The 19769-nt window shown below is 72.4% G+C and carries 18 protein-coding genes and 1 pseudogene; 8 read left to right on the forward strand and 11 right to left on the reverse strand.

What is annotated here, in order from left to right; genetic code table 11:
• Positions 1-28: 28 nt before the first annotated feature.
• Positions 29-541, reverse strand: coding sequence for an Lrp/AsnC family transcriptional regulator (locus M4V62_RS35845; protein ID WP_249591336.1), 513 nt, complete (start codon positions 539-541; stop codon positions 29-31).
• A gap of 99 nt (positions 542-640) precedes the next feature.
• On the opposite strand from M4V62_RS35845, the gene M4V62_RS35850 reads away from it, so the two are divergent.
• Positions 641-1876 (forward strand): trans-sulfuration enzyme family protein, encoded by a 1236-nt coding sequence (locus tag M4V62_RS35850; RefSeq protein ID WP_249593153.1) that lies wholly within the window; start codon positions 641-643, stop codon positions 1874-1876.
• Here M4V62_RS35850 and M4V62_RS35855 read toward each other — a convergent pair.
• Complete coding sequence (locus M4V62_RS35855) at positions 1824-3287, reverse strand: GNAT family N-acetyltransferase (RefSeq protein ID WP_249591337.1); 1464 nt, start codon at positions 3285-3287, stop codon at positions 1824-1826. The two genes, M4V62_RS35850 and M4V62_RS35855, sit on opposite strands and share 53 nt — an antisense overlap.
• 153 nt (positions 3288-3440) lie before the next feature.
• Positions 3441-5024 carry an alkaline phosphatase D family protein gene (locus M4V62_RS35860; protein WP_249591338.1) on the reverse strand — a complete coding sequence of 528 codons (1584 nt, stop codon included), beginning with the start codon at positions 5022-5024 and terminating at the stop codon, positions 3441-3443.
• A gap of 312 nt (positions 5025-5336) precedes the next feature.
• Between M4V62_RS35860 and M4V62_RS35865 the strand changes: the two genes are divergently transcribed.
• The gene (locus tag M4V62_RS35865) at positions 5337-5747 is read left to right on the forward strand and encodes a VOC family protein (RefSeq protein ID WP_249591339.1); all 411 of its coding nucleotides are present in this window, start codon (positions 5337-5339) and stop codon (positions 5745-5747) included.
• Here M4V62_RS35865 and pdxR read toward each other — a convergent pair whose 3' ends face one another.
• The gene (gene pdxR, locus M4V62_RS35870) at positions 5748-7205 is read right to left on the reverse strand and encodes a MocR-like pyridoxine biosynthesis transcription factor PdxR (RefSeq protein WP_249591340.1); all 1458 of its coding nucleotides are present in this window, start codon (positions 7203-7205) and stop codon (positions 5748-5750) included.
• 112 nt (positions 7206-7317) lie between these two features.
• Here pdxR and M4V62_RS35875 point away from each other — a divergent pair.
• Positions 7318-8154, forward strand: a pseudogene (locus M4V62_RS35875) (DMT family transporter); the annotation flags it as partial.
• 24 nt (positions 8155-8178) lie between these two features.
• Here the strand turns inward: M4V62_RS35875 and M4V62_RS35880 are convergent.
• A complete protein-coding gene (locus M4V62_RS35880; RefSeq protein WP_249591341.1) occupies positions 8179-9024 on the reverse strand; it encodes an alpha/beta fold hydrolase in 846 nt (281 codons plus the stop codon).
• 180 nt (positions 9025-9204) lie between these two features.
• On the opposite strand from M4V62_RS35880, the gene sigJ reads away from it, so the two are divergent.
• Positions 9205-10098 (forward strand): RNA polymerase sigma factor SigJ, encoded by an 894-nt coding sequence (sigJ, locus tag M4V62_RS35885; RefSeq protein WP_283779127.1) that lies wholly within the window; start codon positions 9205-9207, stop codon positions 10096-10098.
• A 277-nt stretch (positions 10099-10375) separates the two neighbouring features.
• Positions 10376-11137 carry a GntR family transcriptional regulator gene (locus M4V62_RS35890; RefSeq protein WP_249591342.1) on the forward strand — a complete coding sequence of 254 codons (762 nt, stop codon included), beginning with the start codon at positions 10376-10378 and terminating at the stop codon, positions 11135-11137.
• 21 nt (positions 11138-11158) lie between these two features.
• Here the strand turns inward: M4V62_RS35890 and M4V62_RS35895 are convergent, their stop codons facing one another.
• The 3 genes from M4V62_RS35895 to M4V62_RS35905 all read right to left on the reverse strand — a co-directional run bounded on the left by M4V62_RS35895 (position 11159) and on the right by M4V62_RS35905 (position 14317).
• Entirely contained in the window at positions 11159-12316 is a 1158-nt protein-coding gene (locus M4V62_RS35895; RefSeq protein WP_249591343.1) for an ROK family transcriptional regulator, read from the reverse strand.
• 106 nt (positions 12317-12422) lie between these two features.
• Entirely contained in the window at positions 12423-13085 is a 663-nt protein-coding gene (locus tag M4V62_RS35900; RefSeq protein WP_249591344.1) for a response regulator transcription factor, read from the reverse strand.
• Positions 13086-13099: 14 nt separating this feature from the next.
• Positions 13100-14317: a sensor histidine kinase gene (locus M4V62_RS35905; protein WP_249591345.1), complete on the reverse strand. Its 1218-nt coding sequence runs from the start codon at positions 14315-14317 to the stop codon at positions 13100-13102.
• 108 nt (positions 14318-14425) lie between these two features.
• On the opposite strand from M4V62_RS35905, the gene M4V62_RS35910 reads away from it, so the two are divergent.
• The 3 genes from M4V62_RS35910 (at position 14426) to M4V62_RS35920 (ending at position 16695) form a co-directional block, all read left to right on the forward strand.
• Positions 14426-15358 (forward strand): ATP-binding cassette domain-containing protein, encoded by a 933-nt coding sequence (locus tag M4V62_RS35910; protein ID WP_249591346.1) that lies wholly within the window; start codon positions 14426-14428, stop codon positions 15356-15358.
• A 2-nt stretch (positions 15359-15360) separates the two neighbouring features.
• On the forward strand, positions 15361-16098 hold the full coding sequence (locus tag M4V62_RS35915) for an ABC transporter permease (protein WP_249591347.1): 738 nt from the start codon (positions 15361-15363) through the stop codon (positions 16096-16098).
• 111 nt (positions 16099-16209) lie between these two features.
• Positions 16210-16695 (forward strand): hypothetical protein, encoded by a 486-nt coding sequence (locus M4V62_RS35920; protein WP_249591348.1) that lies wholly within the window; start codon positions 16210-16212, stop codon positions 16693-16695.
• On the opposite strand, the gene M4V62_RS35925 is transcribed toward M4V62_RS35920, so the two are convergent.
• From M4V62_RS35925 to M4V62_RS35935, 3 genes are all read right to left on the reverse strand, one after another.
• Positions 16673-17215 carry a GNAT family N-acetyltransferase gene (locus tag M4V62_RS35925; RefSeq protein WP_249591349.1) on the reverse strand — a complete coding sequence of 181 codons (543 nt, stop codon included), beginning with the start codon at positions 17213-17215 and terminating at the stop codon, positions 16673-16675. The genes M4V62_RS35920 and M4V62_RS35925 overlap by 23 nt on opposite strands.
• Positions 17206-18285 (reverse strand): enoyl-CoA hydratase/isomerase family protein, encoded by a 1080-nt coding sequence (locus M4V62_RS35930; protein ID WP_249591350.1) that lies wholly within the window; start codon positions 18283-18285, stop codon positions 17206-17208. The genes M4V62_RS35925 and M4V62_RS35930 overlap by 10 nt, the downstream gene beginning before the upstream one ends.
• A 120-nt stretch (positions 18286-18405) precedes the next feature.
• Complete coding sequence (locus tag M4V62_RS35935) at positions 18406-19695, reverse strand: alpha/beta hydrolase family protein (protein ID WP_249591351.1); 1290 nt, start codon at positions 19693-19695, stop codon at positions 18406-18408.
• Positions 19696-19769 lie beyond the last annotated feature (74 nt).

The raw sequence follows: 19769 nt of genomic DNA on the forward strand, positions 1-19769 counted from the left end.
TCCTCGTACGAGGGACCCGTCCGCGTCATCAGGATGGGCCGGGGGCCTGCCCTTGGTCATCGGCCCCGGCGCCCGGCGGCAGGAGCGGCCCGCACTCCCACTGCTGGAAGATCAACCGTGTCTCCACGCGGGCCACTTCGCGCCGCGACGTGAACTCGTCGAGGACGAGCCGCTGGAGGTCTGCCGTGTCGGCCACCGCCACATGCACCAGATAGTCGTCGGGCCCCGCGAGATGAAACACCGACCGGGACTCGGGCAGCGCCCTGATCCGCTCCACGAACGGCCCGACAAGCTCCCGTCGGTGCGGTCGCACCTGCACCGAGAGCAGCGCCTCAAGGCCGCGACCGAGCTTCGTCGGGTCGAGCCGCAGCTGGTGCCCGAGGATCACACCGGAGCGGCGCAGCCGGGAGATCCGGTCCAGACAGGTCGACGGGGCGACGCCGACCTGGGCCGCGAGATCGCGGTAGGTGATCCGGGCATCGTTCTGCAGCAGCCGCAGTATGCGGAGATCCACCGGGTCAAGTACGACAGATTCGGCCACTCGCCGAACGTAGCACGGGGTTCAACTACCAGGCACCGGCCTTTGTTCAGGCTGTACGGCATGGACCCGAACACCGCATCCCGTACCGGATCCGGCCACATGGCCGCACAGGCGTCAGCACCGCCGGGGCCGCGCGCCCTCGCGACCGAGGCCGTGCACGCCGGACGCGACGACCTCGCCGGGCTCGGCCTGCACGCCGCGCCGATCGACCTGTCCACCACCTACCCGTCGTACGACACCCGCGGCGAGGCGGCGCGCATCGACGCCTTCGCCGCCGACGGCGCCCTGGACGACGGGCCGCCCGTCTACGCCCGCCTCGCGAACCCGACCGTCGCCCGCTTCGAGACCGCCCTGGCCCGGCTCGAAGGCACGCAGAGCGCGGTCGCGTTCGCGAGCGGCATGGCGGCGCTGACCGCGGTCCTTCTCGCACGGGGAGCGGCGGGCCTGCGCCATGTCGTCGCGGTCCGCCCGCTGTACGGGTGCAGCGACCACCTGCTGACGGCGGGACTCCTGGGTTCCGAGGTGACCTGGGTCGACCCCGCGGGCATCGCCGACGCCATCCGCCCCGACACGGGCCTGGTGCTCGTCGAGTCGCCCGCCAATCCGACCCTGGCCGAACTCGATCTGCGTGCGGTGGCCAAGGACTGCGGCACGGTGCCGCTGCTCGCCGACAACACCTTCGCGACGCCCGTCCTGCAGCGGCCCGCCGAGAGCGGGGCGCGGCTCGTGCTGCACAGCGCGACCAAGTACCTGGGCGGCCACGGCGACGTACTCGGTGGTGTGGTCGCGTGCGACGAGGAGTTCGCGCGCCGGCTGCGGCAGGTCCGGTTCGCCACCGGCGGGGTGCTCCATCCGCTCGCCGGGTATCTGCTCCTTCGCGGCCTCTCCACGCTGCCGGTGCGGGTGCGTGCCGCATCCGCGAACGCGGCGGAGCTGGCCCGCCGCCTTGCCACAGACCCGCGCGTGCGCCGCGTGCACTATCCGCGGCTCGGCGGCGCCATGGTCGCCTTCGAGGTCCACGGCGACCCGCACGCGGTGACCGCCGGGGTGCGGTTGATCACCCCGGCGGTCAGCCTCGGCAGCGTCGACACGCTCATCCAGCATCCGGCGTCCATCAGCCACCGGGTCGTGGACGCGGCGGACCGGCGCTCCTCGGGCGTGAGCGACAGCCTGCTGCGCCTGTCGGCCGGGCTCGAGGACGTCGACGACCTGTGGCAGGACCTCGACCGTGCCCTCGGCCCGCGGCCGTCCCGCAGCGACGTGCCGGCCGCGGCTCCTCGGGTCAGCGCTGCTCCGACCGCCCCTGCGGCTGGTCGTACGGCAGTCGCGAGTTGACCGGCGTGGCTTCGAGGCGAGCGGTGATGACCAGCGTGCCTTCCTCGATCTGGTAGTCGAGGGGAAGGCCGAGGCCGCGCATCGCCGCGACCATGCCCGTGTTGGACGCCTGCGTCACCGCGTACACGCTCTCGCAGCCCGCCTCGACCGCCAGCGTCACCAGACGGCCGAGCAGCTCGCTGCCGATGCCGCGGCGCTGCCAGTCGTCCTCGACGAGCAGCGCGATCTCGGTCTCGTCGCCGTCCCACAGCAGATGGCCGATGCCGACGATGCGCCCGGACGCGGTCTGCACCGCCAGGGTGCGGCCGAACCGCGGGCTGAGCAGGTGGTTGAGGTAGCGGTCGGCGTCCCGCACGGGGCCGTGGTACCGCATGCCGAGCGTGCGCTGCGAGCAGCGCTCGTGCATGGCCTTGGCCGCGTCGACGTCGGCGGTGTCGGCCCGGCGCACGGTGATGGAGCTGCCCTCGGCGAGGGTCAGTACGTCCTGACTGCGCGGGATGCGCGGGCCGAGCCGGGTGTCGAGCTCGACCAGGGCACGCGCGCGGGCGAACTCGGTGGGCGTGAACGGCAGGTAGGGCCGCTCCACGGTGATCACTTCGCCGTCCGGGGCGTGCAGCCGCAGCACCGTCCCCTCACCTTCGAGACCGCCCTCGACGGGCGCGCCGTCCGCGGGCTTGTCGGCCCGCGGCCCGGACGCGGTGCCCTGGGCCTTCGCGGGCAGCGAGCGGATGGTGCAGCGGCCCAGCAGCTGGCGCAGCGCGAGCGGCAGTTCGGCGGCGTCCAGGGCGGTGCGGGTGGCCAGGCCGAGGATGCGGGTGGGGGCGTCCACCAGGTCGTGGGCGTCCGCACGCTCGATCCAGGTGCCCGAGCCGCCCGCGTGCGCGACGCCCCGGGTGATCTCGGCCGCGGGCAGATCGGCGGGGGCCCGCAGCAGGAACTCGTCGACGGTGCCTTCGGCCAGCGGGTGCGCCTGGAGGCTCAGGATGTCGACCTTGCCGTGGGCCAGCGCCGTGCACAGGGCGGCGAGCGAGCCCGGCTCGTCCCGCACCGTGGTGCGCATCCGCCACAGCGTCGTCGCCCCTGCGGACGACTCCGTGGCGAGGGCCCCGGCCCGCTCCATGGCCGTCGGGGGCCCGGTCCGCTGCCCGGCGGTGTCCGGCCGGGCGCCGGTATCGTCCGCCGTCGGGGGTGCGTGGTTGTGGCGGCGTGCCCACCATGTGTGGAACCCGACCGTGGCGCACAGCACCACGGCCGAGATCACGAGAAGGGCGGGTCCTTCGGGGCCGTGCCCGATCATGTTCGCCACCGCGTCCGCCACGGCCACGGCCGTGAACAGGGCGGCGAGCTCCACCAGATCCCGCCGCCAGTGGTGAACGGGACGGCCATGTTTGGTTCGCGTCACATCAGACATGTCAGCACTCATACAGCCACTGTGGAGGAAGGGTGTTGCGTGATCACGAACGTTCTGTGACTGACGAGTTAAGAGGCCTTCTGCCCGTTTAATTCCTCTTTGCTCGCGCTTGGTGTGCGGGCGTGACCCCTTGGTGTGCGTTCGGGGGCGAAATCACTGCTGTCCCACCCGGCCCGGCTGCAGCACCTTGGTGAACAGCACTCCGCCGCCCTCCTGCCGCAGCCGCACGGTCAGCTCGCCGCTGTCGCCGTCGATGTCGATCTCGCCGAAGTACTGCGGGGTCTCGGCCGGTGAGGTGTTGGCACGGTCCGGAGCCTTGACGAACTTCTGCTCGGCGCCGAACGTCCCGTCGAGCTTGAGCGCCGGGAAACCGCCCGCCGCGAGTGGACCGGAGACGAACTCCCAGAACGGCGCGAAGTCCTTGAACGCCGCGCGCGAGGGGTCGTAGTGCTGCGCCGACGTGTAGTGCACGTCGGCGGTCAGCCACACCGTTCCGGTGACCTTGCGGTGCTTGATGTGCCGCAGCAGCTCGGCGATCTGCAGCTCGCGGCCCAGCGGCGCACCCGGGTCGCCCTGCGCGACGGCCTCGAAGTTGGCTGAGCCGTCCGGCACGACGAGGCCGAGGGGCATGTCGGATGCGATGACCTTCCAGGTGGCGCGCGAGCGCGACAGCTCGCGCTTGAGCCACCGCAGTTGCCGGGCGCCCAGGATGCCGGTGGCGTCGTCGGGCTGCCGGCCCGGCGAGTTGGCGTTGCGGTAGGAGCGCATGTCCAGGACGAACACGTCGAGGAGCGGTCCGTGCCGCAGCACGCGGTACACACGGCCGTCCTCGTCGCCCGGCGGGAGCGTCGAGATCGGGTAGTACTCGCTGAACGCCCGCAGGGAGCGCCCGGCGAGGACGTCCACGTTCTTCTCCGTGTAGCGGGCGTCGGTCAGGATCTGCCCCGGATACCAGTTGTTCCTCACCTCGTGGTCGTCCCACTGGACGATGGAGGGCACCTGCGCGTTGAAACGCCGCAGGTTCTCGTCGAGCAGGTTGTAGCGGAAGGCGCCGCGGAACTCCGTGAGCGACTCGGCGACCTTGGACTTCTCCTCCGTGGTCACGTTCCGCCACACCCTGCCGTCGGGCAGGGTGACGCTGGGCAGGATGGGCCCGTCGGCGTAGATGTTGTCGCCGCTGCACAGGAAGAAGTCCGGGTCCCTGCGGCGCATCTCCTCGAAGACGCGCCAGCCGCCGCGGTCCGGGTTGATGCCCCACCCCTGGCCCGCGATGTCGCCCGACCACAGGAAGCGCACCCCTTCCTTGCGCCCCTTCGGAGTCGTACGGAACGTGCCGGTGACCGGCTCTCCGGTGCGTCTGGGGTCGTCGGGGTCGGCCAGGATCACGCGGTAGTGGATCTGCTCGCCCGCGGGCAGCCCGCGCAGCCGTGTCGTCCCCGTGAAGTCGGTGTCCGGGCCGAGCACCGGGCCCTTCCAGCGGGTGGGGTTGCGGAACGACTCGGTGGCGGACGTCTCCACGGTCATGCGGGCCGGACGGTCGGAACGCACCCACACCAGGCCCGCGTGCGCGGTCACGTCACCGGCCTGCACACCCCACTCGGCGCGCGGACGTCCCGACAGGGCGAACGCGGGAGCGGCCCCGGCCAGGGACGGCACGGCCAGCGCCGCCGGAACGGCGAGCGAGCCGCGCAGCACACTGCGGCGGCGAGGGGACGGGCTCGGCTGAGGGTGGGACATGAATGCGCCTCCAGTGACAGGTCGGACCAGTGTGCAGGGCCACAACTAGTGGTGCGCGGCGGCGCACACACAAACCACAAGTGAACAACTGCCCATGGGGGCAAGGGAACCGGTGTGCGAACGCTATGTCGCCCACATCGTTGTCCGCATCATCGCCCGAGGTGTCGGCTACATCTCCGGTCGGAGGTCCCCGGTCGTAGGTACCCGGGCGCGCGACCGGGGCCGGACGGCCGATGCCCGAAGATCGTTCGCTGTCTAGGCTCGGCGTCAGCGGTGCGCGCCCGAGCGCGCCGCGTGCGAAGGGGGAGCCCCATGCCGGTCAACGGTCAGAGCCACATCCGCATCGCCCGCCCGTCCCGCGACCTCGCGGCGGCCGAGCGGTTCTGGGTGACGGGCCTCGGTCTGGACGTCGTATGGCGCTCGGAGGGCGGCGCCGCTCCCGGCGAGCACGACCTGCTCATGGCCGGATGGCCCGACGCCTCCTGGCACCTCGAACTCGTGCACGATGCGGACAAGCCGGTCCTGCCCCGCCCCACGGAGGAGGACCTGCTCGTGATCTACCTCGACGAGCCCGTCCCGGACGCGCTGGTGGCCCGCCTCGAGGCGCACGGCGGCACACGCGTCCCGTCGCCCAACCCGTACTGGAACGAGTGGGGCGTCACCGTCGAGGACCCGGACGGCTACCGCCTGGTGCTCTGCACGCGCGCGTGGTCCAACTCCTGATCAGTCCGTCCGGGCAGCATCGGCGAGCAGCCGCACTCCCTCGGCGATCCTGGCGGGCGTCAGATGGGCGTAGCCGAGGACAAGGCTCACTCCGGAGCCGGCCGCCGGGCCGTGTCCCACTCCGGAGTCGTCCAGCGAGCCCTGGTCGTCGGCGTAATCACTCAGCGGCCGTACCGCGACCCCGGCTGCCGACGCCCGCCGCAGGAAGGCCTCCTGCGGCCCCCGGCGTCCGGGCAGCCGGGCGATGACGTGCAGACCGGCGGCGATGCCGGTCACCTGTGTGCCGGGAAAGTGCTCGTCGAGCGCCGCGACGAGCACGTCCCTGCGCTCCCGGTAGGCGCGCTGGCAGCGGCGCAACTGGCGGTCGTAGTCCCCGCGTTCGACGAAGCGGGCGAGCAGCGCCTGGTCGAGCGCGGGATTGCCCAGGTCCATCATGCGCTTGCGCGCGACGACCTCGTCGGTCATCGACTCCGGCACGAGCAGCCAGCCGAGGCGCAGCCCCGGAGCGAGCGACTTGCTGACCGAGCCCGTGTACGCGACGTGCCCGGGGTCGAGTCCTTGCAGCGCGCCCACCGGGGCGCGGTCGTAGCGGAAGTCCCCGTCGTAGTCGTCCTCGACGACGAGGCCGTCCACGGAGCGCGCCCAGTCGAGGAGTTCGGTGCGCCGCCGTGCCGAGTAGCCGATGCCCAGGGGGAACTGATGGGCGGGCGTGGTGACGACCGCGCGCAGACCCCGCTCCTTCAGTACGCCGGTGACGACGCCCTCGTCGTCGACGGGGACCGGCACCGTGGCGACGTCCGCCGATGCGAACAGCTCGCCGTGCTGGGGGCTTCCGGGGTCCTCGACGCCCACGGCGCGCACCCCGCGCGCGTGGAGCACGAATCCGACCAGCGCCATGGCCTGCGCCACTCCGGAGCAGACGACGATCGACTCGGGGTCCGCGACCACGCCACGGCGGCGTACGAGCAGTTCGGCCAGGGCCGTACGCAGCCGGGGAAGCCCGCGTGGATCCGGGTAGCCGAGAGCGTCGTGGGGCAGTTCGGCCAGGACGCCGCGGTGAGCGGCGGCCCACGCGGCGCGCGGGAACAGGGAGAGGTCGGGGGTGCCCGCGATGAAGTCCACGCGCGCGTGGACGGGACGTGGCGCCAGATCGCGTGCGCCTCGCGCGGCCGTGCGCGCGGCGCCGCCCACCCAGGTCCCCGCGCCGCGGTCGCTGCGCAGATAGCCCTCGGCCGTCAACTGCTCGTACGCCTCGGTGACGAGCCCCCGTGACACCCCCAGATCGGCGGCGAGCTCACGGCTGGAGGGCAGCCGCGTGCCCGGTGCGAGCCGCCCCGACCTGACCGCGTCGCGCAGCGCCGACCGGAGGCTGCGGCCACGGCTGCGGGCGGGCGCGGAAGCGGCGGGGAGCAGCAGCTCCCAGGCGGCTGTCCCGGCCTTGACCGATCTCGATGTCACCGGATGCGCCTCCAGAGGAGAGAAGGGAGGAAGTGGTTCCCCGAAGTGGTCCCCGAGCCAGCCCCGGAAGTGGACCTTAAACCGGTCCGCTTCTCTTCCTAGCGTCAGGGACATGAACGCGAACCTCACACGCGGGTCCCTGCTCGCGGCCCTCGCCTGCCTCCTCGTAGGCGGCTCCTTCACAGCCAACAGCCTCCTGGGCGACTATCCGTACGCGGGCGGCCAGTTCCTGCGCTACGGCCTGGCCTGCCTGTTGCTCCTGCCGCTGCTCGGGCGGGGCTCCGCGGCGCCGCTCCGCCGTCTGACGCGGCGCCAGTGGGGGCGTCTTTCGGTCCTCGCCGCTGTCGGCATGGTCGGCTTCAACCTGGCGATCCTGGCCGCCGAACGCACGGCGGAACCTGCCGTACCGGGCGTCTTCGTAGGCTGCGCCCCGGTCGTCGTGGCGGTCATCGTGCCGCTCCTTGAGGGGCGGCAGCCGCAACGGGTCGTCATGTACGGGGCGTTGATCGTGGCCGCGGGTGCCTTCACCGTGCAGGGGTGGGGCCGTACGGACGCGCTCGGCATCCTCTTCTCCGTGGGCGCGCTCGCGGGTGAGGTCGGCTTCGCGGTGCTGGCCGTCCCCGTGCTGCGGCCGCTCGGCCCGAAGCTGCTCTCTGCCACGGTGTGCGGGATCGCCGCCGCCGAGTCCGCCGTCATCGGCGTCGTGGTCGACGGCGGCCAGTGGCTGCGGGTGCCCGACACCACCGAGGCGGCGGCCCTGCTGTGGCAGGCGGCGATCGTCACCGTCATCGGTTTCGTCTGCTGGTACTCGGGCATCCAGCACATCGGCGCCGAGCGGGCCACCCTCTTCTCCGGTCTGATCCCCGTCGCGGCGGCCTTCACCGCGCCCTTGGTCGGCACCGGCACCTACGGGGTCCCGCAGGCCGTGGGCAGTGCGCTCGTCGGTGCCGGGGTGGCCCTGGGCTCCGGGGTGCTACGCCGACGGCACGCGGCGGCACGTGTCGAGGACGACGCGCGAGACGAGCGCCGGATCGTCGTTCATCGGGACGTGCCCGCAGCCGGGAAGGCGCACCAGGCGGGCGTCGGGCACGGCGTGCTTGGCGCGGACGCCCTGGCGGCGCAGCAGGATCCGGTCGCGCGTGCCCCACGCGACGGTGACCGCGAGTCCGGGCACGTCGTCGCTGAAGAGCACGTCGCGCCCGGCGGCGAGGGTCTGCTCGAACCCCTCGGCGTCGCGCAGCGCGAGCGTCTCGGCGACGACGGCCTCGGGTGAACGGCGCCCCGGGTGGGCGTAGATGGAGCTGGTGAGCGCCGCCCGCCCGGCCACCGTCCGCGAGAGCCGCTCGATCAGCGGCAGCGGAAGCAGCCGCGCCCCGTGCCGCATCGCGAGCAGGGTGTTGAACGCGTACCGCCGCTCCCCGGGCGTCCAGAAACCGGCGGGGGACAGCGCGGTGACGGAGCGCACGAGCTTCTCGCGGCCGAGCTCCAGGGCGAGCAGGCCGCCCAGTGAGTTGCCCGCCACGTGCGGGCGCTCGATCTCCAGCGCCTCGCACTGCGCGCCGAGCACGGACACCACGGTCGCTATGTCGTAGGGCAGCCCTTCGGGGAGCGCGGGGGACTCCCCGAAGCCCGGCAGGTCCACGGCGATCACGTCGTACTCGGCGGCCAGAATGCCGAACACCGGGTCCCACGCCTGGCGGTGGTGGCCGATGCCGTGCAGCAGGAGCAGCGGCTCGCCCTCGCCCGCGCGTTCGTAGGCGACGGACAGCGTCCGCGGGCCGCCGGGGGAATCGACGCTGAAGGACACCTCTGCGGCCATTGCTGCTCCAGTCCCCGCCGCCTGGCGACGGTCCTCAGATACCTTAGACACCTTGTCAGCAACAATTACCGCTCAGTAGCCCCCAGTTCAAGAGGGGGGGCAACGGTCGCCGGGCGGATGTGGGGCGCGCCGCACCTGTATTGCCTGGACAGCCGGTGGCCCGTCGGCTGGGATGGAGAGGTGGCAGCAACCGACACCGCTATCGACGTCTTCGAAGAGCACCGGCCCGTCCTGATGGGCGTGGCCTACCGCATGCTCGGCAGGGTGGTCGACGCGGAGGACGTCGTGCAGGACGCCTGGCTGCGCTGGTCGGCGGCCGACCAGGCACAAGTACGCGAACCGCGTGCCTACTTGGTGCGCGTCACCACCCGGCTCGCCATCGACCGGCTGCGCCACGTGCAGGCGCGGCGCGAGCACTACGTGGGCCCCTGGCTGCCCGAACCACTCGTCACCGACTACGGACCGACCGTCCCGGACACCGCCGAGCAGGCCGTGCTCGCCGATTCCGTGTCCATCGCCGTCCTGGTCGTCCTGGAGTCCCTCTCGCCCCTGGAGCGCGCGGTGTTCGTGCTGCGGGAGGCCTTCGGGTTCCCGTTCTCCGAGATCGCCCTCACGCTGGACCGCGGCGAGCCGGCCGTGCGGCAGCTCGCCGCGCGGGCCCGCAAGCACGTCGACGAGGGAAGGCCGCGCTATGAGGTGGATCCGGACGAACGCCGGAACCTGACCGAGCGGTTCCTCGCCGCGGCGGCCGACGGCGACCTGGAAGGGCTGATGTCCCTGCTCGCGCCGGACGTACGCCTGGTCGGCGACAGCGGCGGAAAGGCCAAGGCGCCGCTGCGCGTCATCGAGACGGCCGACAAGGTGGGCCGCTTCCTCGACGGCGTGGCCCGCTCGGGCCTGCGGGAGGGGGCGGAACTGGAGGTCCGGTTCCTGGAGCTCAACGGCGCGGACTCCGTGCTTCTCCTGGTGGACGGCAAACCGGACTCCGTCTTCCAACTGGACGTCGTCGACGGGCAGATCGCGAGCGTCTACATCATCCGCAACCCGGACAAGCTGGTCGGGTTCTCCTCCTAGAGGGCTCCCCGGCAGCCTCCCGGACAACAGGTGGCAGGCCCCCCGTCACCCCCGTTCACGCAGAGCGGGGGTTTTGTCTTGTTCGCTACGCGCGCGCGACCCGACATCAACACCGCGTGAATGCTCTGTGGCATCGTCCCTGTGCGCGCTGTAACGGATCGAGGATTGGTCTTGACCAAGGGTGGGTGCCGCTCTATCGTCGCAGAGATAGTGCAGGAACCTTTAATAAACAAGGGCGCTAAAAAGCCGCCGGCACACGGCGATTGCGGAGGACAGGGTGGGGACCACGCAGCTGGAAACGGCACCGGAGCCGAAGTACTGGCACCTCAAGACCGTGCTCAGCGAGGCACTCGACTCAGAGTTCGCCGTCGGCGAGATCCTGCCCAACGAGCGTGATCTCGCGGCCCGGTTCGGCGTGGCCCGCGCCACGCTCCGCCAGGCACTGGAGCAGCTGGAGCTGGAAGGCAGGCTGCATCGCCGCCGCGGGGTCGGCACGACCGTCGCCCCGCCGCGGATGGGTGTGGCCGTCGGATCCGCACAAGGCACGTGGCCGGGCGAGGTCGGCGACGCCTGGCAGCCCGCTGACTGCGCACCGGCGGTCCCGCCCGCCGAGGTGGCCCGCATGCTGGAGACCGGCCCCGACGAGCAGGTGCACGTGGTGCGTCGTACGCGCGTCTCGCACGGCCAGCCCGTGGCCGCCGAGCTGCTGTACGTGTCGACGTCGTCCGTCCCGGAGCTCTCCGCCATCGACGCCCCGTCCGGACCGTCACGCGCGCGTGGCGTGCTGCGCGAACTGCACCGGCTCGGCCTCGAAGGACAGGACCGCGCCGTCGAGCTCGGCTCCGCCCGCGCGGACGACGCCAAGGCGCTCGACCGTCTCCCCGGAGCCCCGGTCCTCGTCGTGACGACCCGCTTCCTCGCCGAGGGACGCACCGCCGCGGTGTCCGTGGCGACGTACCGCGCCGACACCTGCCGCCTCACGTTCGGTGACGCGGGCGGCGTCGAGATCCACCACGGCCCGGAGCGCCGGGCCTCCTGACCTCGGCGTCGGCGCGGCGCCTCAGCGCCGCGCCGTGACCGTCCCCTCGACCGCGAACAGCTGCTCCTCGACATGGTCGAGGGCAAGACGCAGCGCGCCCGTCGCGACGGCGGCCTCGCCGAGCACCGAAAGGGCCACCCGGGGCGGCCGCAGGCAGTAGCGGGCCAACTCCCGGCGCAGCGGCTCCAGTACGCCGTCCAGACCGGCCGCCCAGCCGCCCACGACGACCAGTTCGGGGTCCAGGGCGAGCACCAGCGCCGCCACGTCGTGCACCAGGCGCTGGATGAACCGCTCGACGGCCTGCCGCGCCCGCTCGTCGCCCTCGCGCGCGTGGGCGAACACCTCCGCCACCGCCTGCTCGTCGAGCGGGTGCAGCGGCTCGTCCGTGGTCGAAAGGAGCGTCTCCGGGGTCACGTCACGGCCCAGCAGATGCAGGGCACCGATCTCACCGGCGGCGCCGCCGTACCCGCGGTGCAGTCGCCCGCCGATCAGCGCCCCGGCCCCCGGGCTGAGGCCCGCGAGGACGAACACCATGTCGTCCACCTCGGTCGCGGCGCCCTTCCAGTGCTCGGCCACGGCCGCCGTGTTCGCGTCGTTCTCCACCAGGACCGGGCACTTGAAGGACCGGCGAAGGCGCTCGCCCAGCGGGAGTCCCGTCCACTCGGGCAGCGCCGTGCCGAGCCGGACCGTGCCGTCCGCCTCCACGATGCCGGGGCTGCCGACGCCCACCGCGCGCAGTGAGCTGCGGGCGATCCCGCCACGGCGCAGCAGATCGGCGACCGCGGTGCGCAGGCGCTCGATGCGTTCGTCCGCAGGGGCCGTCTCGTCCACGTCCTTGGCCGTCGTGCCGAGCACCCGGCCGTCCAGGTCGGAAAGGACCGCGGCCACCCGGTGCGGGCCGATCTCCAGGCCGAGCAGATGCCCCGCCTCGGCCCGGAAGCGGAACCTCCGGGCGGGCCGTCCCTGGCGTCTGGCCGCGCCTTCCTCGGCGGCGGTCTCCACCACGAGCCCGGCATCGATGAGCCCCTCGACCACGCCTTCGACAGTGGGCCGGGAGAGCCCGGTCACCCGGGTGACCTCTGTGAGTGTCGCGAAGTCCGCCCCACGCAGCGCGTGCAGCACCACCGCGGAGTTGATCCGCCGCAGCAGAGAGGGATCCCCGCCGGTCAGCCGCCCCAACGTCCGTCCTCCCAGCTCGTGCGCATGATGGGCGGATCGTACTCGCCGGGGCCGACCGCTGCGAGTGCCGGGCCCACCTGTGACGCAGAGTGCCGATCAGGAGTGCTCACCCGGGCGCGACGAAACCGGATTCGTACGCGGCGATGACCGCCTGCGTCCGGTCCCGGGCCCCCAGTTTCGCGAGCACGGAACTCACGTGGGACTTGACGGTCTCGGCGCCGACGATCAGCTCCGCGGCGATCTCCGCGTTCGACAGGCCGCGCGTCATCAGACGCAGTACGTCCGCCTCGCGCTCGGTGAGCGCCGCCCGCTCCAGGGCGGCCCTGGCCTGCGCGTTTCCGGGGCGCTGCCCGTACTCGCCCGCCAGCTGCCGCACCGCGGCGGGGAACAGCAGCGACTCTCCCTCGGCGACCAGACGGACGGCGTTCACGATCTCCGCGGGACGGGCGCGCTTGAGCAGGAAACCGTCGGCACCCGCGCGCAGCGCCTCGTACACGTACTCGTCGTTCTCGAAGGTCGTCACCACGAGGATCTTCGGCGGGTCCTGCACCGTGCGCAGGACCGCGCGCGTGGCCTCGATGCCGTCGAGGAGCGGCATCCGCACGTCCATGGCGACCACATCCGGCCGCAGTCGGCGCACGAGCGGAATCACCGCGGCGCCGTCGGCCGCCTCGCCGACCACCTCGATGTCGGGCTGCGCCTCCAGGACGGCGCGCAGACCGGCGCGTACGAGGGGTTCGTCGTCGACGAGCAGGACAGTGACCGGCATCCGGTCAGCCTAGATCACCCCAGGGGCAGCTCGACGTGCACCTGCCATTCGCCCTCACGGGGGCCCGTGGTGGCCCGGCCGCCAAGCAGCGTGGCCCGTTCCCGGATGCCGCGAAGCCCGCTGCCGCCCCGGCCGGTCGGAGCTCTCCCCCCGGGCAGCGTGTTGAGCACCTCCATGCCGAGCACGCCGTCGCCGACGGCTATCCGCACCCGCACCGGGACAGGACCGGAGTGGCGCAGCACATTGGTGAGCGACTCCTGGAGCATGCGGTAGCCCTCGCGGGACACCGGTCCCGGGACGCTCTCCAGGGGGCCCGTCACCTCGGTGTCGACCTTCGCGCCCGACGCGCGCGCGGACTCCAGGAGGCGGTCGGCGTCGGCGAGCGTGGGCCGCCGGCTCGCGGGCCGCTCGTCCTCACGGAGCACGCGCAGGACACGCTCCAGGTCTTCGAGGGCGGCCCGGCCGGTCTCCTCGATGGCATCCAGCGCGCGGTCGGTGAACTCCGGGTCCGCGGCGGCCCGCGCGGCGCCCGCCTGGACGACCGCGACGGTCAGCGCGTGCCCGATGGAGTCGTGCAGTTCCCGCGCGATGCGGTTGCGTTCGAGGAGCTGCTCGGTGCGCTCCTCCAGGGCGGCGAGGCGCTCCTTGGGGGAGGGGCCGAGCAACTGCCGGGCGGCCGAGGCCATCAGGCGGCCCGCGACCACCATCACCGCCAGGAGCACCGCCAGCGGGACGGGCACGAACAGCGCGTTCAGCGGGTTCTGGTCCGGCAGCGGAACGAACAGTCCGGAGGCGTCGCCCGGCTCGGACGTCGATCCCAGCAGGGCCAGTGCGATCCCCAGGAGCTGCACCGTGACGAGCATCGCCGCGCAACCGGCCTCCAGGCGCAGCACGGCCCACAACGCGGTCCTGCCCCGGTCGCGCCACGAGGCCGAGGGAGCCACGGAGACGCCGGGATCCTCTTCACCGCCCGGCACGCGCGCGTGCTGCCCCGCGAACAGCATCAGCCGCGCCTGGAGTCCCTCCGCCCGACGCAGCGACGGCAGCAGCAGAGCGGCCGCCGCCACGAGCGGGATCGGCTGGAGCGCGATCAGGACCCAGTCCCCGGCCGAGGGACTGCTGAGACCCGGCGAGATGAACGCGGCGATCAAGGCGATGGCCGAGCCGATCAGCAGATGCAGCCAGCGCGTGTAGGTCACCGCCTGCGTGAGCGGCCTGAGGAAGCGGGGCATCCCGTCATCGTGCCAGCCGCGCCCGGCCGCACGGTTCCCCCGTGCGGGGGAGAGCGCCTCCCCGGGCGGGGGAAGACCCGGCACACCCTCCACCGCGACGCTGAAGCCATGACCAGCATCGACGTCCAAGACCTCACCAAGGAGTACGGCACCACCCGCGCGGTGGACGGACTGACCTTCACCGTCCGCCCGGGAAAGGTCACCGGGTTCCTCGGCCCCAACGGCGCCGGCAAGTCCACCACCATGCGCCTCGTGCTCGGCCTCGACCGGCCCACCTCGGGCACCGCGACGGTGGGCGGCCGCTCCTATGCGGCCATCGACGAACCCCTGCGCCACGTGGGAGCCCTGCTCGACGCCCAGGCCGCGCACGGATCGCGTACCGCCCGCCACCACCTCCTCGCCCTCGCCGTCAGCAACCGCATCGCCGTGCGGCGCGTGGACGAGGTCCTCGAAGAGGCCGGACTCGCCACCGTGGCAGGGCGCCGGATCAAGACGTTCTCCCTCGGCATGCGCCAGCGCCTGGGCATCGCCGCGGCGCTGCTCGGCGACCCGCGCGTCGTCATGCTGGACGAGCCCTCCAACGGACTCGACCCCGAAGGAATCATCTGGATCCGCGAACTGATGCGGCGCCTCGCCCGTGAGGGCCGGACGGTCCTCGTGTCCAGCCACCTCATGAACGAGACGGCCACGTTCGCCGACCATCTGGTGGTCCTGGGCCGGGGCAAGCTGCTCGCGGACACCTCGATGCCGGACTTCATCGCGGCGCACAGCAGCCCGCGGGTCAGGCTGCGCACCCCTTCGATCGACCGGCTGCGCGGCCTCCTGACGGACAAGGGGTACGCGATGGCCGCGGGGGACGACGGCCGCTGGACGGTGGACGGCGCGAAGGCGGGGGAGATCGGGTCCATCGCGGCCGGTCACGGCATCCCCCTCCTCGAACTCTCCGACGAGCAGGCCTCCTTGGAGCAGGCCTACCTCGCCCTCACGGCCGACGACACCGAGTTCGCCGCCGCCACCCCGACGTCCCGCCAGGAGGCCTGACCATGTCGACGACCGCCGTGCTCCGCTCGGAGTGGATCAAGATCAAGTCGGTGCGCGCCAGCCTGGGTTCGCTGATCGCCGTCTTCGTGGCCACCGTCGCCATCACCGTGCTCGCGTTCGCCGCGGTCGGCACGGCGGAGGCGGACAACGCCGACTTCGAGCCCCTCTTCGGCGCCTTCTACGCACTCAACTTCGGCCAGATCGCCGCCATCGCCTTCGGTACGACGGCGATGTCGTCCGAGTACCTGAACGGCGCCCTGCGGATCTCGCTCTGCGCGGTGCCGCGCAGAGGGCTCTTCTACGGGTCCAAGGTCGCCGTGGTGGGCGCCCTGGCCCTGGGCGTGGGGCTCCTCACCAGCTTCGCGGGCTTCCTGGCCGGGCAGGCCTTCATGGGGGAGTACGCCATCGGGCTCGGCCATGACGGCGCCCTGCGGGCATGCGTCGGCGGGGGCATCTACCTCGCGCTCATGGCGCTGCTCGCCGCGGGGCTCACCATGGTGCTGCGCAGCGGGGTCGCCGTCCTGAGCATTCTCATCCCGTTCACGCTCATCGTGTCCTTCGTGGTCGGGGATGTCGCGAGCGGCGTCGCGCAGTTCCTGCCGGACAAGGCGGGCCAGCAGGTGCTCCACGAGAACCCGTCGGGAACTCTCGGCCCCTGGGCGGGACTTGCCGTCTCGGCGGCGTGGGCCGCCGCGGCGCTGATCGCGGGCTGGTGGGCGGTGCGCAGGCGCGATGCGTGAGGCGCCGCGCGGGGTGCCGTGCGGGGTGCCGCGCGGGGCGTGTGTCCGGATGGTGACGCCGAGGGCCTGACGGCGGGCCAGTTGTCAGTGGCGGCCGCTTTACTGGGTGTCATGAGTACCGCACAGCATCTCGCCGCGATCGACCTGCTGCGCTCACGGGAGTTCCCCGCGGAGCACGGCAGGTCGCCGTGCGGCACCGGCGGTCCGGGGTATCACATCGCCGAGTTACTGACGAGTGGCGACTTCTGGGAGGACGACGGCACCCAGTGGGAGGCGACCGCCGATCAGTACGAGGCGGAGCGCGACGGCCTGACGGTCCTGCTGGCCGAGCGCTGGGGAGCGCCCCAGATGTTCAGCCTGGCGAGCCTCTTCGAGAGAACGCTGAGCGACGGCGACGACGAAGGCGACAGTGACAGCGAAAGCAAGGAAGGGGCGGGCGAGGACATACCAGAGCCGTGGGGTTCGCTGAGCTCCTCGGTGCCGGACCTCCACCTGTGGCGGGTCGACGGACGGTGGATCGCTCTCGGCGTCTCCCAGTGGGACAAGGAGCTGCCGTTCCAACTGCTCGCCGTCGTCACGGAGATCGATCCACCGTAGCGGGAGCGTTCAGGGCGTGGACGCGGATGGCGCGGCCGCAGTAGGGGTCGAGGGTGGCTCGCTCGACGCGCATGCCGAGCTTGTTCATGATCCGTTCCGACGCGTCGTTGCCCACCTGGGCGATGCTGACGACCCGCTCCAGACCGCGGTCGGCGAAGCCGAAGTCGAGGGCGGCCCGTGCCGCCTCTGTGGCAAGGCCCCGCCCCCAGAAGGAGCGCCCGAGCCGCCAGCCGATCTCCACCGCGGGCAGCACCTCGGGGAGGTAGTGCGGCACGGACAGACCGGTGAATCCGGCGAGTTCACCGGTGGCGCGGACCTCCACCGCGAAGAGCCCGAAGCCCTCGGTCTCCCACCCGTGCTCCCACCTCGCCATGGTGGACCGGGTCTGCTCCTCGTCGTGGACGGAGCCGTCGCCGATCCACCGCATCACATCGGGATCCGAGTTGATGGCGGTCATCGGGGCGATGTCCGACTCGCGCCAGCGCCGCAGGACGAGGCGGGGCGTCAGGATCAGGGGCATCGCGGGGCCGCCTCGGGGGCGAGGCCGAGCTCGTCGCCGTCGCGCGGCGCGAAGTGACGGGCCACCTCCGCCTCGGTCACCTGCGAGAGCCCGGCGGGGGACCAGCGCGGACTGCGGTCCTTGTCGACGACCTGGGCGCGGATGCCCTCCACCATGTCCGGCGCGGTGATCGCGGTGGCCGAGACGCGGTACTCCTGGTCGAGCACCTGCTCGAGCGAGGCGAGGGCGCGGGCCCGGCGCAGGGCGGCGAGAGTGACCTTCAGGGAGGTCGGCGACTTGCCGAGGATGGTCTCGGCCGTCTCCTTCGCGGCCTGGTCACCGGAGTTGTACAGCCGGTCGACGATCTCCTCCACGGAGTCGGCCGCGTAACTGGAGTCGATCCACTCGCGGTGGGCGGCGAGTTCGCCCTCGGGCGGGGCGGCGGCGTACCGCGCGACCGCCTCGCTCACCTCGGTGTCGGCCAGCGCCGCGGTGAACTCCTCCAGCCGCTCCGAGGGCACGTAGTGATCGGCGAGGCCGCACAGCAGCGCGTCGCCCGCGCCCACCGCCGAGCCGGTCAGCGCGAGGTGGGTGCCCAGCTCGCCGGGCGTCCGCGTCAGCAGATACGTACCGCCGACGTCCGGCACGAAGCCGATCCCGGTCTCCGGCATGGCGATCCGGGAGCGCTCGGTGACGATCCGCACGCTGCCGTGCGCCGAGACGCCGACTCCGCCGCCCATCACGATGCCGTCCATGACGGCGACGTACGGCTTCGGGAAGCGGGCGATGCGGGCGTTGAGCCGGTACTCGTCACGCCAGAAGGCCAGGGACGCGGCGCCGCCGCCCGCCCGGATGTCGTCGTGGATGGAACGGATGTCACCCCCGGCACAGAGCCCGCGGGAACCGGCGCCGGTGAGGACCACGGTGGCGACGGCGTCGTCCTGCTCCCAGCCGGTCAGGGCGCCGTCCATCAGGCGGACCATCTCGTGATTGAGGGCGTTGATGGCACGGGGGCGGTTGAGCGTGATGTGCCCCGCGCGGCCTTGGACACGCAGGAGAACGGGAGCTTCGTCGGAGTCGGCGGTGGGCATGGGGCGAATGGCTCCTTCGAAGGCGGTCGGTTCGCTCGGCGGGCACACGAGGACTGTGCCCGCACAGATCGAATCTACGTCGTGGGCCCGGCGAGCGGCGGCGGGGGCCGTCCGGCTTTGTCAGGGCGAGTGGAAGGCGACCTCCGGGTTGGCCGGTGAGGGGCCGTTCAGCAAGGGGCGGTGCCGGTCGTCGAGATGCTTGTCGAAGAAGGCCGTGACGTAGGCGGTGGTGATCTGTCCCGAGCGTTCGCCGGAGAGGGGCGCCGACGGGTCGGTCATGTCGAGCTGGGCGCCGAGTACGGGCATGTCGGTGAAGGTGAGGTGCCCGGAGTCCGCGACGGTGAGCCAGCGCTTCCAGCCGTGCAGGCCGCGCCACTGGCGAGGCCAGGTGACGTCATCGGCAAGGGGGTTGTGATCCTTGCGGGTGCCGAGCATGAGGACGGGGCGGCTGGTGCCCGCGGCCGGGACCGGGGCGAAGAACGAGCCGTCCAGGTTGGCGGCGGCGCGGATCCGGCGGTCCGTCCCGGTGGCCACGGCCGCCGCGTTCCCGCCGAGCGAGTGGCCCGCGGCCCCGATGCGCCGGGTGTCGACGAGCGCCGCGTAGTCGGGGTGCCGCCCGCCGGCCGGGCGGGATCGGCCGGTCAACGCGTCGACGACGTACGAGATGTCCGCTGCACGGGTCCGTGCGGCCTTGGCCAGCATCCTCTTCTCCCCGGCGTCCCCGCCCGGCGCGTGCTCGACCTTCTCGCACGCGATGCAGGTGCGCATGCGCGAGGAGTCCTTCTTGCCCTTGCCCGGGAACGCTGTTCCGTAGGACTCGTACGCGTGGTCGACGACAGCGACGACATAACCGTGGGAGGCCAGCTCCTCCGCGAGTGTGCTGAGGGTGGCGCGGTGCAGCGTGAACCCCGGGGAGAGGACGACGAGAGGGTGCTTGCCCCCGGCGGGACGGGCGGCGGTGCGGGCGTTCGTCCGGACGGAGGTCAGCTGACCGGCGTCGATCCTCTGGTCCAGCTTCAGCCCCTTCAGGAGCAGTTCCGCCTCCTCGGCCGCCAGGTACGGAGCACGGCCACCGTCTCGGTCGGTGTCGCCGTCACCGGGCCGGGCCGGATAGAAGACGGACACCATCAGCTCTCGGTGCCCCGCTGACGGCACCCACGGGTCACCGCGCTTCTCGTCCACGAGGTGGAGGGTGTCCCTTCCGATCCCGTAGGGACCGGAAGGACGGGGAAGGGAGAGCGCGGCTTCCGAGGTCGTCGACGGAACCGACGGTGCCGATGGTGCCGACGGGGAAGCCTGCCCAGCCGGCGACGACGCCTCGGCCTCGGCGCAGGCCGCGACGGTCGGGGTGAGGAGGGAGACGGCCAACAGGGCGGTGACGGCGCTGCGCCGTGTGCGGATTCGGATCATGCACAGGAGCGTAGGAACCGCGGGAGACGTCCGGTACAGACGAAGGTGTGGAGCAACCCACTACTTTCGTAGGG

Origin of the sequence: Streptomyces durmitorensis, assembly GCF_023498005.1 — a bacterium.
Lineage (GTDB): Bacteria > Actinomycetota > Actinomycetes > Streptomycetales > Streptomycetaceae > Streptomyces > Streptomyces durmitorensis.